The sequence below is a fragment of the Vibrio sp. Isolate34 genome, from assembly GCF_022397915.1.
Taxonomy (GTDB): Bacteria; Pseudomonadota; Gammaproteobacteria; order Enterobacterales; family Vibrionaceae; genus Vibrio.
Window position 1 is genome coordinate 231,171 of the sequence record NZ_JAKEUO010000003.1, and the last position, 11,731, is coordinate 242,901.

Below are 11,731 nucleotides of genomic sequence, written 5' to 3' on the forward strand. Positions count from 1 at the left end.
GGTGTGGCACTTTGATGATTTATCATTTCAATGCTAGATAAGCTTGTTCCGCTAGTTTAACAACTTCTGAGTCACTATTCAGCTCAGAATAATGCGCTAATGTCTCAGCAAAACCTTTTTCTGCGAACATTGCCTGAAGTTCAACCGCTTGAGGGTCATCTTCATTCTTGTAATGGAACGCAGCTGCGATCGCTTTTACTAGGTGCGCATTAGGAAGGCCGTATTCTAGCGTACCGTTCAGTGGCTTGACTAGACGATCTTGTGGGCTCAGCTTACGAATAGGCTGACGACCAACACGATCCACTTCATCACGTAGGAACGGGTTCGCAAAACGACCAAGAATTTTCTGGATGTATGCCGCGTGCGCTTCAGGATCGAAGCCGTAACGCTTGATCAGAACTGCACCGCTCTCTTCCATCGTTGCTGTTACTTCAGCGCGGATTTTGTCGTCTTCGATAGAGTCTTTGATTGTCTCGTGACCTGCAAGCACACCAAGATATGCCGTTACCAAGTGACCTGTGTTTAGCGTGAACAGTTTACGTTCAACGAAAGCCATTAGGTTGTCAGTGCATTCCATACCTGGGATGTTTGGAATCTCACCTTTGAATTGTGTTTGGTCTACGATCCACTCGCTGAACGTTTCAACCGTTACCGCTAGAGGGTCTGTTTCACCCGCTTCTGCCGGTGGAACAATACGGTCAACCGCAGAATCAACAAAGCCAATGTGCTCTTCAGTGAAGGCTTTCATTTCATCAGAAAGGTGCTCTAGAACTGCTGCTTTTAATTGGCTAGTACCGCGAACCATGTTCTCTGCCGCGATGATGTTCATTGGTGCAGTGTTGTTTGCTGCTGCACGCTTTTCAATGCCTTGAGCGATAGACTTAGAGATGATTTTAAGAACAGTAGGACCTACTGCTGTCGTCACAATGTCAGACTCAGCAATGCAATCCACCACTGCGCTTGTTGCCGAGTTTACTGCTGTTACGTTCTTAACAACTTCAACAACGCACTCTTCACCAACAATCTTAACTGGGTATTCTTGGCGTTCAATTAACGCATTTACAACCGTTTCATTTACGTCAGCAAACGTAACCTTCATACCAGCGTCAGAAAGAAGCTTACCAATGAAACCACGACCGATATTACCTGCACCAAAATGTAACGCTTTCATAATTTTGACCTTATAAATATTTGAATCTAGATAGCTAACTGCTCAACAACATGTCTTGACGATGTGCCCTAGGCATTAAGCAGTAAGCTATTCAGACTGAATCTTCTTAGAGAGATTAAGACCGAAAATGAGGCCAGTAGGGGGATACCGGCCTCCTTCACTCAGGAGCTTGACTAGAGCTTTTTAGTTTCCGTTGAGAATACGTAGAACATCAGCAGGGTTTGTTGTGTTCTGTAGGCATTCCACAGCTTCTTCATCATCAAGTGAATTGGTAATAGCCATCAGCACCATGTTGTGCTCATCGCCTTGTGCGGCAATACCGATAACCATCTTAGCGATATCATCTTCATCTTCGCCCCACTGAATACCTTCAGGGTACTGACAGAAAACGATGCCGGTTTTTTGTACGTATTGTTTCGCTTCGATTGTGCCGTGTGGTACTGCGATAGACTCACCTAGGTAGGTAGACACAAGCTCTTCACGAGCAAACATGCCATCTACGTACTCTGGAGATACGTTACCAAGCTTCACTAATTGTTCGCCAGCAAACTTGATTGCGTCTTCTTTCTGAGTCGCTTTAAGGCCAAGGAAGATGCTGTCGTCAGTTAGTGCAAGCTTGTTGCCTTCTTGAGCTGGTGCCGCTGCAGGGGCCGGAGCTTCTACTTTTGCTTCACCACTTTGAGCGTCTGTAAGTTCAGCGACTAGCTGGTCGTATACGCCACCGTCTAGGAAGTTGTTCAGAGACATGTGCATTGCACCCGGTACGGTTTTGCGTGCACGGTCTGTTAAGTCTTTATGCGTAATAACGATTTGCGAATCAGCTGGTAGGTTGTTGATTGCGTAGTTGGTTACCTCGATGTCTAGGCCTGCTGCTGCTACCTTTTTGCGAAGTAGACCAGCACCCATTGCACTCGAACCCATACCTGCATCACACGCTACGTAGACCGCTTTTACATCCGCTAGGTTTACGTTTGCTTCTGCTGCTGCACCTTTAGAAGACGCTTTCATGTCTTTCATTTGAGCAGAGGCTTTTTCTAGTGAATCTTCGTCGTCACCTTGAGCTGAAGTCTTAAGTAGAATTGAAGCTACGATGAAAGACACAGCCGTTGCAGCGATAACAGAAAGAACCACACCGATGTAAGAGCCTTTAGGTGTCATCAACAATACTGCGAAGATAGAACCTGGAGATGCTGGAGAGATAAGGCCAGAATCGAACACTACGTTAGTGAATACACCCGCCATACCACCTGCGATTACAGCAAGGATTAGACGTGGGTTCATTAGAACGTAAGGGAAGTAAATTTCGTGGATACCACCTAGGAAGTGGATGATAGATGCACCAGCAGCAGATTGCTTCGCGCTACCTTTACCAAACACCATGTAAGCAAGTAGAAGACCAAAACCAGGACCTGGGTTTGCTTCGATTAGGAAGAAGATAGAACGACCAATTTCTTCAGATTGCTGAATACCTAGTGGAGAGAAGATACCGTGGTTGATTGCGTTATTTAGGAATAGGATTTTCGCAGGTTCAACAAAGATAGATGCTAGAGGTAGTGCACCCGCTTCTACCATTGCGTTTACGCCAGCCGCAAGTCCGCCAGACAGAATCTTAACCGCAGGACCAATCACGATGAACGCGATGATCGCACAGATCATGCCGATGATACCCGCAGAGAAGTTGTTCACTAGCATTTCGAAACCACTTTTCACTTTACCGTGAACAGCTTCATCGAATTTCTTAATTGCGATACCACCTAGTGGACCAACAATCATTGCACCCATGAACATTGGGATATCAGTACCAACGATAACACCCATTGTTGTGATAGCGCCGACTACCGCACCGCGGTCACCACCAACCATTTTACCACCGGTGTAACCGATCAATAGTGGTAGAAGGTATGTAATCATAGGACCAACCATTGATGCTAACGTTTCGTTAGGCCACCAACCTGTTGGGATGAATAGTGCAGTAATGAAACCCCACGCAATAAATGCGCCGATGTTTGGCATTACCATATTGGATAAGAAACGACCAAAGTTTTGAACCTTAATCTTTGCTTCTGGTGATAACATAGGTAGAACCCCGTAATGTATTGGTTGGTCAAATGACCGAAAGTGTGTACTCAAAAGTCGATTAAAATGTATCACAACATTTCCAAAATGCACCCCAGCCCAACTTTCGTGATAGCCATCACATACAAAAAACACTTTCGGGTTAACAAGCACACCTTAGATCACAAAAACACCATGAATTTAAATTACAAAGCCAAATTAATGAGAATGAATATCATTAATGCACGATCAAGATCACATTTTATTTTGTAATACTTAAAAATAAATAGTGATCAAAATCACACTTAATAAAATATAGCATCTAAGATCTATATAAACCGTATAAAAGAACATCGTGTCACGTATATAAAATATGCACCTAGATGAGCAAAATCGCTATAATTGTAATTTAATTACAGACTGAGCTACATTTTGCTAAAAATACAAAACGAGACCTAACGCTCTACTAAAAACATAGACCACTGAACTGCAGTTAGCATTGATAGATGTGTTATTGTATTTACCTATTCATATTCACCACCGCCTCAACCTGAATCCGCAGATCGCTCTGCTTTGAGAAAAGACTATGTCAGACAAAATTTCCACATCAGCACTCGCGAAACAAAAAGGTGTAGAAGCCAAAGCGCTATTTAGTGATCTAAAAACCGCTGGCTATATTGTGCGTTCACAAGAGCGTTGGGTACTGACAGAGCGAGGGGAAAGTTTTGGTGGGGAGTATGTGGAGCACAAAAAGTTTGGTGTCTTTATCGTATGGCCAGAAAAACTGCTTATCGACTTAGAGTCATTCTCTGGCAAAACATTAACCGCGACGCAACTTGGTCACGCCTTTGAGCTCAGCGCCAAGAAGATCAACTTATTGCTCAATGAACTTGGGTGGATAAAGAAAGAAGAAGATGGCTGGCACGTCACCTCCACAGGCTTAAAAGCCGGAGGTGAACAAAGAGAAGACAAAGCGACTGAGAATTTATTCGTGGTATGGCACGACTCGTTGGTCCGCAATAAACGATTAAAGCAATCTGTTGTCGAGTTCTTAGGGCACGATGCAGAAAGCCACTCGACCGATGTGTCGTTTTCTAGCTTCCGTCAGAAATTTGAGGCTAAACACCGAACCTTAGATGGGCACTATGTTCGTTCAAAGGGAGAGCTGATCATCGATAACTGGCTTTATATGGCAGGAGTGGTGCATGCGTATGAGCGTCCACTACCAATATCAAAAGAAGTGATCAGTGATTTTTATCTGCCAAACGGCAAGGTATACATCCAGTTCTGGGGAACCGACTCAGCCCCAATAGCAGAAGACAAACGCGTTGAAACGAGAGAAACATACGCAGAACACGGCTTCAGCTTAATTGAGCTCACCCCAGAAGATATCCCAAACCTAGACAGCGTACTTCCACCATTATTGCGTCAATATGGCATCAAGGCGTACTAAGCGACTGATCTTAGCGCGCCATCACACATCAAGATCACACTTAAGCTCTAATTGTGGACATTATTTACCATAGTGATTTGATATGTTCGCTATTTTTCCCCAGCCCATCTTCTATTATCTTACACCCATCGACTTGAGCTACCGCAGATACTCGATTTAATTGGGGCATGTTCGATAACTATTTAGACGTTCAATCTATTGAGATTCGTTTAAGTGCGTTATCTGTTTATTGTTGACGTTACCGAACATAAAACCCTACAACATTTATTATTGATAGATATTAGGATTCAACATGACTCATCCAATCATTACTGATCTAAACACTCGTTACACAGCTAAAAAATACGATGCAGAAAAACGCATCTCTGCGGAAGACATGGAAGTAATCAAAGAAGCACTTCGTTTGTCTGCTTCTTCAATTAACTCTCAGCCTTGGAAATTCATCATCATTGAGAGCGACGCAGCTAAACAGCGCTTCCACAACACTTTCGAGAACATGTTCCAGTTTAACCAACCACATGCGAAAGAAGCGTCACACACGATCCTATTTGCTCATGATCCTAAGTACACTAAAGAGAAATTCGCTAAGCGTGCTGATACAGAAGTAAGCTCTGGTCACCTACCAGCTGAAATGTACGAGCAATTCCTAGGTGCTTACGCATTCGCAGAAATGAACACAGACGAAACAGGTTTCAACGGTAACTGGACTAAGTCTCAAGTTTACATCGCACTAGGTAACACACTGCACACACTAGCTCGCCTAGGCATAGCTTCAACTCCTATGGAAGGTGTAGACGCTGCTATGATCGGCGAAGAGTTTGCTGAAGAACTAGAAGGTCACGTTGTTGATGTAGCACTCGCTATCGGCTACCACAAAGACGGCGAAGACTACAACCACGGTAAACCAAAAGCGCGTCTAGCTCTTGATGAAGTGGTTACTACGTTATAACAGCTACTACGCTGTAATCGCTAAAAAAATCGCACTGCTTTATTTGGCCAGACTCTTGTCTGGCCTTTTTTATATACGAAACCAACCTAGCCTTCTACGACTAAAAGTTCACCGCAAGACTCACACATTGTCGTTGTTACCAAAGCCCTTATATGCATATCTTTATAATGTGATGAGGCCATATATATTCCCTTGTAAGCTTTCAAGGTCGCTTTACTCACGTGAGACGGTGGCCATAGCGCAAACGTAATGACCGTTCAGAACCTCATAGATTCGATGAAGGCTGAACGCTGAGGTGAACACGTACAAGCTCTCAAAGGTCAGGTTCCGTGATAAACACGCACAAAAAAGCCAGTTCACAGACTGGCTTTTTTATACGTTAAACGTGGTGTTCACATTATCCGATAAACGAGATGTAGCCTTGTAGGATAATCAAGTTAACAATATCGATAAAGAAGGCACCCACGATTGGCACAACCATGAAGGCTTGTGGTGAAGGCCCGAATCGGTTCACCAAAGAACCCATGTTCATTACTGCTGTTGGTGTTGCACCTAGGCCGAAACCACAGTGACCACCTGCCATAACCGCAGCGTCATAGTTCGAACCCATCACTTTGAACGTCACAAAGTAAGAGAAGATACCTAACACAACAGCCTGAACTGCAAGGATGACCAAGAACGGAATCGCAAGGTCAAAGATGTTCCACAGTTTCAAGCTCATTAGCGCCATCGCTAGGAACAGTGACAATGACACAGTACCTAGAATATCGACCGTTTCGCTGTCGGTTTTATGCAACTTAGTCACTTCAAAAACGTTGGTGATGAACACGCCAATAAACAACGCGTAAACGAAGTCAGGAATCATCAACCAAGAAATTTCAAAGGTCGCTACCCATTGCTCTAGATATCTCGCACCCGTGATACAGATAAGAAGAATGAACAATACTTCAATCACCTTCTTCGCCGTCACTTTGTCTTCTTCGTACTCGTTATAAGTAACCAGTTCAGGGAAGCGTTCGTGCGTTTGCGTGCCAGTGCCGTATTCAGATTCAAGATTGTTTTTATCAATCAGCTTTTGTGCCACAGGGCTGCCGATGATACCACCAATGATCAAACCGAAGGTGGCAGAAGCCATCGCGATTTCTAAGGTGTTAGCAATGCCAAACGTGTCTGCGAAGGTTTGAGACCAAGCTGCGCCTGTACCGTGACCGCCAGATAACGTGATAGAACCCGCTATCAAACCCATTAAAGGTTCAAGACCTAGGGCGGTTGCCAGTGTCACGCCCACACCATTTTGAATAATGATGTAAACCGAAGCGACACCTAAGAACAAGAACACCTTTGCACCACCCTTTATAAGCTGGGTGTAGTTAGCAGCAAGGCCAACCGTTGCAAAGAACATCAACATGAATGTGTTCTGTAAAGGCAAGGAGAACTCAAGATCAACGCCGTTAAAATGTAGGGCTGTAATAGCAAAAGCGACGATCAAGCCGCCGACGATGGGCTCTGGAATGTTGTACTTTTTGAGAACCGGTAGCTTTGCATTTACAAAATGCCCTAGAAACAAAACACTAATCGCGATTAGGAAGGATTCTAGTGGCCCTATTGAAATTAATTGATTCATATAACCTCTATTTTTTACGTTCTCATCTTCCCTAATGAGTCTAGTTTTATCTGTAATTGTTTGTGCTGCTCTACCTGTATTTATGCAAATCGGTAAGAAATGGTGGATTTGCAAGCCGAACACAATACTGCGTCTGCCTAGTGTCATGTTAGTGGCACGTTAACTTTTATAGGAGATAGAAGGTTTTGTGACAACAATCACCTCCAAATAAGTCTAGGCTGATACAAATGTTATTGTCGATATTCCGCTTTCTGCATACCTAAGAAAGCAAAAAGGAGCTATTGCTAGCTCCTCTTTCATCACCATTGCTGGTAATTAGAATTTTTTCGGTGCGTAACCCGTCATAACCTCAATGCGAAGCTCTTTACCAATCTTCGTCATTGGGTGAACAACCACTAATCCTTTTACAGACTTTTTCAGTTTACCCATATCTGCTTGCTCAGCTTTCGTGATTTCACGGCTAAATGGCATATCAAGCAACGACTTACGTTCTTGATTCACATCGAAGCTTTGCTTGTGCTTAAGCTGGGCAATTTTCTTCGTTAGCTTCTTAATCTCTTCTTCAAACTGACGAACAACAGGACGATCATTACGAGTTTTAGCAGCATCTAACTTGTGGCGACACTTGTCTAGACGGTTGTTAATTTGTTGAAGTTCGTTTTTAGCACTCATAATAATTTCCTAAGATTAAGCAAGCCAATTCGGATTGGGGCGCGGAGTATAGCACAAGGATTTACGTGAACCGAAATTTATCTTAAAAATCACCGATGGGATGAAATCTAACCTAAACTGTCTTTCAATCCACCTTCAGTCGCTCGCGAATCAATCTAGAGCTGAACATTCAAACAAATCACAAGGACCCGCGATGACACACCTGAAACAAGCACTGATCTATAGCCTAGCCATTGGCTCTGTGTTTGCCAAAACTTATGCGTCCAGTGAAGCATCTAATGACAATACACTGCCTAACAACTTAATCGTTGAATATGCAACGCCTCAAACCGATGAAGAAAAGCAGATCAAGCAAGAGATTGAGCTCAGCGGTGTCAATGACACCGTGATTGACCTATCTAATCAGCTATTCATGTTCAAGCAGCCCTTGGTCATTCAATACGGTGGCGACGATGGCCCACTCTACGATCCACAAACCCATCAAGTGCTCATCCCATATGGTTTCTACGCTGAATCACTCAATTACTTTGAGAAGAACCAATACGAAAAAGAGTACGGGAAATCGGCACAAACCGGGGCTGTCGATACCTTGCTGCACACCCTACTTCACGAAGCAGGACATGCTTATATCGAAGACCAAAAGATTGCCATCTTGGGCAAAGAAGAAGATGCGGTCGACAACCTAGCGACTATTCTATTGCTTAACTATGTGGAACACGGTGCCGATGCTGCTATCAGCGCAGCTGACATGTTTGCCTTCGAATCTGAAGACCGCCCTGAATATTATGATTTAGGTGAATACATCGATGAGCACAGCTTTGACCTTCAACGCTACTTCTCTACTTTATGCTTGGTGTATGGCAGCGACCCTGAAGCCTATAAGAATTTACTCGATGAAGTAGAAAACGATTATTTGAAAGACAGAAAGGAGTTCTGCGTCGAGCACTTTGATGTGATTACAGAGAATTGGCATCAGTATTTAAAAGACAGTAACGAGAGCTAAAAACAAACGGCTTTGGCATCAGACTCCAAAGCCGCTATTCAGTTATTAAGTCAATAAGTCAATAAGCTAACACACGAATAGGTCGCTTGGCTTAAGCCCTAGACCTTCACTTTATATTTAAGATCTTGAGCTTCATCGCCTGTCATGCCTCGGAATCCCCAACAGTGCGAGGGCTGTTCTTTGATGGTAATTTCAATATCAATAGGAGAGATAGCCAGTTGCTTTTCTATTTCAGAAAATATCTTCTTAATTAAGCGCTTCTTGGTGTTTACCGCTCGACCTTCCATCATATTGATCTCAATAACGGTGTAAGCCTCTGTCCGTCCTTCAGGGTAAAAGAAATCGTCTCTTTCTAAAGGCACAAACCGATGTGCGCGCTTGTCATCAGGTAAACCCATCTCACTGTTCAAACACTGCTGCAACACGTTCGAGAGTTGCAACTTAATTGGATTTAAGCACTCTTTGATACCATAGATAACAATCATGACCATTCCTTTGATGCGATGTCAGGTAAAGAAGAACGTTAGATAGCAGCATCGTCTAGCCATTCGCTTACTATTTGTACATATAGTACCTAATACCGTCGATGAAAGAAGGTTAAAACAATGAATTTATGAACAGGTGCAACAAAAAACATACCCTCACCAAATGGCAGCAAACCATTACAGCCACAGCGAATTGATCGAACCCTAGCGACTGCCCGTATATCTCCCTGAATCACATCTCAACTAAGGAGCGCTATGTGCCTAATACACCTAGGAAGACCACACGGACAAAAGCCGAACCAGAAACACCCGTAAAGTCTTCTCTAGAACTCGCTGTGTTTCCCCTCCCCGTCTTCCTGTTACCAGGAGGGAGACAGAGGCTGCGCATTTTCGAGCCCAAATATCTTGCGATGGTCGCACATGCAGCGCAGGGCGATGGCTTTATCATTGCCACTCAAGACAACGTGAACTCAGAACACCTCAGCTCTTGGGGAACCAAAGTATCCATCGTCGACTTTAATATGTCCGATGACCAGATATTGGAGATCGACGTGGAAGGTCAGCAACTTGTGCAGCTTCACTCCTCTCACAGAGACACCGTTGGCCTAATAAAAAGCAAATTCAGACCACTGCCCCATTGGCCGGTTCTCGAATACGACGTGCCCAACGTGTTTACTGCGTTTTTGGTACAACTGTTTCGCGACCACGATTCGATAAGAACGCTCTACCCCACACCTGATTTCGAAAGCCCGCAATGGATTTGTGCGCGACTTCTCGAGATTATGCCTATCCCTTTGGAAAAGAAAACAGAGTTCACCGAGCCAGCTAGCTTTCCCTCTTTAGTTCCTTTTTTGAATCAAATCATTACGGGGCAATAATCACTTTTCTTCGCTATAATTTTGTATAGTGAAAATTAATTTAACTTAAAGTGATCCCGACCTTCAACTTTCACGTACTGCCAACCAAATTTGTATGATGGGCAAGTACTATGCAAGTCGAGAGCAGAAGCTTAGGGAAAGGCAAGGAGCATGTCATTATCCCAGACGAGAAAACACCGACCGAAACCAAAGTACCAGCAGAACTTTCAAGCTGGTTGATTTTGGTTGGTACAGACCGAGACAAGCAGGCATTTACTTGTTTGTTTAAGTTCTTTGCTCCCAAGATAAAGCGTTTCGGAATTAGCAAGTTAGGCGGTGAGGCCGCGGCGAACGAGCTGGTTCAAGACACCATGACCAACGTTTGGAAGAAAGCCCATCTCTATAACGAAGATAAGGGCGCCGCGACGACTTGGGTCTACACCGTGATGCGAAATGCAGCTTTTGATATGTTGCGTAAGGTAAAAGCCAAAGCGGAACAGACTATCGCAGATGACATCTGGCCTGTCGACGCGATGGTTGCAGAATCTCAAAGCGAAGAACTACCGTTTGGTGATCATTTGATGAGCCGACACGTAATGACTCAAATAGACAAGCTGCCTCTGGCTCAGAAAACCATCGTTAAAGGGGTTTATTTTCAAGAACTCTCTCAAGAGCAACTTGCACAACAACTTGGCGTCCCACTTGGAACGGTGAAATCACGTCTAAGACTCGCTTTAGCCAAACTTAAAGTTCACATGGGGGAACAAAAACATGATTAAACATCACCCTAACGAAGCAATGTTGAAAGACTTTGCAGACGGCACGCTTGCTGACTCAGTTTCTTTGATTGTGTCAAGTCATGTAGAACTATGTGAACACTGCCAAGAGAAAGTAAAACAGTTAACGGCTGAAGCGGCAAACAAAGCGTTCGACAAAGAACCTGCGTTCGCGAGCGAAAAGTCAGACAGTTTTTCAATGGACGATGTGGATTTCGACTTTGATGCAATTGAGCAAATTACTGCTGATTTATCTCAGTCGGTGGAGGTTGAACCTAAGGTAGAACAAGTCACTGTTGCAAATACCACGTTCACAATTCCTCGCGCTCTGAATTCAGTGGCGAGAAAAGATTGGATAAACCTAGGTAAGATTTCACGAGCAAGACTCGACTTCGATGACGAATCTCACCACACCAGTTTGTTGCACATTGACAAAGATGGACAAGTGCCTTGCCACACTCACAAAGGCTTCGAAATCACCCTTCTTTTAGAAGGCAGCTTTGAAGATGAAATGGGTGTCTACAACAAAGGCGATTTCATCTGGTTGGATGGTAATCACACGCACCAACCTGCGACCAAAGAAGGCTGTGTGTGCTTGACCGTTTCAAGTGACGCGCTCTACTTCACAAAAGGTGTAAGCCAACTATTCAATCCACTTGGAAAATATATATATTAACCCAGTTGCA

The 11,731-nt window shown here is 43.9% G+C and carries 11 protein-coding genes; 6 read left to right on the plus strand and 5 right to left on the minus strand.

The window, feature by feature from the left end; translation table 11 throughout:
- Positions 1-22: 22 nt before the first annotated feature.
- Positions 23-1,171, minus strand: a complete 1,149-nt coding sequence (locus tag L1D22_RS05585) for a mannitol-1-phosphate 5-dehydrogenase (protein WP_239828994.1) — start codon at positions 1,169-1,171, stop codon at positions 23-25.
- A 183-nt stretch (positions 1,172-1,354) separates the two neighbouring features.
- Positions 1,355-3,247, minus strand: a complete 1,893-nt coding sequence (locus tag L1D22_RS05590; RefSeq protein ID WP_239828995.1) for a PTS mannitol transporter subunit IICBA — start codon at positions 3,245-3,247, stop codon at positions 1,355-1,357.
- A 565-nt stretch (positions 3,248-3,812) separates the two neighbouring features.
- Here L1D22_RS05590 and L1D22_RS05595 point away from each other — a divergent pair.
- Positions 3,813-4,679: a glycerol kinase gene (locus L1D22_RS05595; protein ID WP_239828996.1), complete on the plus strand. Its 867-nt coding sequence runs from the start codon at positions 3,813-3,815 to the stop codon at positions 4,677-4,679.
- 292 nt (positions 4,680-4,971) lie between these two features.
- Positions 4,972-5,628 carry an NAD(P)H-dependent oxidoreductase gene (locus L1D22_RS05600; protein WP_161685409.1) on the plus strand — a complete coding sequence of 219 codons (657 nt, stop codon included), beginning with the start codon at positions 4,972-4,974 and terminating at the stop codon, positions 5,626-5,628.
- Between the two features lie 397 nt (positions 5,629-6,025).
- On the opposite strand, the gene gltS is transcribed toward L1D22_RS05600, so the two are convergent.
- Together gltS and L1D22_RS05610 are read right to left on the minus strand one after the other, a co-directional pair.
- Positions 6,026-7,252 (minus strand): sodium/glutamate symporter, encoded by a 1,227-nt coding sequence (gltS, locus tag L1D22_RS05605; protein ID WP_176679011.1) that lies wholly within the window; start codon positions 7,250-7,252, stop codon positions 6,026-6,028.
- A 315-nt stretch (positions 7,253-7,567) separates the two neighbouring features.
- Positions 7,568-7,924 (minus strand): YibL family ribosome-associated protein, encoded by a 357-nt coding sequence (locus L1D22_RS05610; RefSeq protein ID WP_132761598.1) that lies wholly within the window; start codon positions 7,922-7,924, stop codon positions 7,568-7,570.
- 193 nt (positions 7,925-8,117) lie between these two features.
- Here L1D22_RS05610 and L1D22_RS05615 point away from each other — a divergent pair, with 193 nt between their 5' ends.
- The gene (locus L1D22_RS05615) at positions 8,118-8,927 is read left to right on the plus strand and encodes a DUF4344 domain-containing metallopeptidase (protein WP_239828997.1); all 810 of its coding nucleotides are present in this window, start codon (positions 8,118-8,120) and stop codon (positions 8,925-8,927) included.
- 98 nt (positions 8,928-9,025) lie between these two features.
- Here the strand turns inward: L1D22_RS05615 and L1D22_RS05620 are convergent, their stop codons facing one another.
- Positions 9,026-9,412 carry a tautomerase family protein gene (locus L1D22_RS05620; RefSeq protein ID WP_017070218.1) on the minus strand — a complete coding sequence of 129 codons (387 nt, stop codon included), beginning with the start codon at positions 9,410-9,412 and terminating at the stop codon, positions 9,026-9,028.
- A gap of 257 nt (positions 9,413-9,669) precedes the next feature.
- Here L1D22_RS05620 and L1D22_RS05625 point away from each other — a divergent pair, with 257 nt between their 5' ends.
- The 3 genes from L1D22_RS05625 (at position 9,670) to L1D22_RS05635 (ending at position 11,721) form a co-directional block, all read left to right on the plus strand.
- Positions 9,670-10,290 (plus strand): LON peptidase substrate-binding domain-containing protein, encoded by a 621-nt coding sequence (locus L1D22_RS05625; protein ID WP_239828998.1) that lies wholly within the window; start codon positions 9,670-9,672, stop codon positions 10,288-10,290.
- Between the two features lie 110 nt (positions 10,291-10,400).
- The gene (locus L1D22_RS05630; RefSeq protein ID WP_239828999.1) at positions 10,401-11,048 is read left to right on the plus strand and encodes a sigma-70 family RNA polymerase sigma factor; all 648 of its coding nucleotides are present in this window, start codon (positions 10,401-10,403) and stop codon (positions 11,046-11,048) included.
- Complete coding sequence (locus tag L1D22_RS05635) at positions 11,041-11,721, plus strand: ChrR family anti-sigma-E factor (protein ID WP_239829000.1); 681 nt, start codon at positions 11,041-11,043, stop codon at positions 11,719-11,721. Before L1D22_RS05630 ends, L1D22_RS05635 begins: the two co-directional genes overlap by 8 nt.
- Positions 11,722-11,731 lie beyond the last annotated feature (10 nt).

Coding starts and splice junctions, on each gene's coding strand:
- L1D22_RS05585 (WP_239828994.1), bottom strand. CDS start 1,171: ATGAAAGCGTTACATTTTGGTGCAGGTAATATCGGTCGTGGTTTCATT.
- L1D22_RS05590 (WP_239828995.1), bottom strand. CDS start 3,247: ATGTTATCACCAGAAGCAAAGATTAAGGTTCAAAACTTTGGTCGTTTC.
- L1D22_RS05595 (WP_239828996.1), top strand. CDS start 3,813: ATGTCAGACAAAATTTCCACATCAGCACTCGCGAAACAAAAAGGTGTA.
- L1D22_RS05600 (WP_161685409.1), top strand. CDS start 4,972: ATGACTCATCCAATCATTACTGATCTAAACACTCGTTACACAGCTAAA.
- gltS (WP_176679011.1), bottom strand. CDS start 7,252: ATGAATCAATTAATTTCAATAGGGCCACTAGAATCCTTCCTAATCGCG.
- L1D22_RS05610 (WP_132761598.1), bottom strand. CDS start 7,924: ATGAGTGCTAAAAACGAACTTCAACAAATTAACAACCGTCTAGACAAG.
- L1D22_RS05615 (WP_239828997.1), top strand. CDS start 8,118: ATGACACACCTGAAACAAGCACTGATCTATAGCCTAGCCATTGGCTCT.
- L1D22_RS05620 (WP_017070218.1), bottom strand. CDS start 9,412: ATGATTGTTATCTATGGTATCAAAGAGTGCTTAAATCCAATTAAGTTG.
- L1D22_RS05630 (WP_239828999.1), top strand. CDS start 10,401: ATGCAAGTCGAGAGCAGAAGCTTAGGGAAAGGCAAGGAGCATGTCATT.
- L1D22_RS05635 (WP_239829000.1), top strand. CDS start 11,041: ATGATTAAACATCACCCTAACGAAGCAATGTTGAAAGACTTTGCAGAC.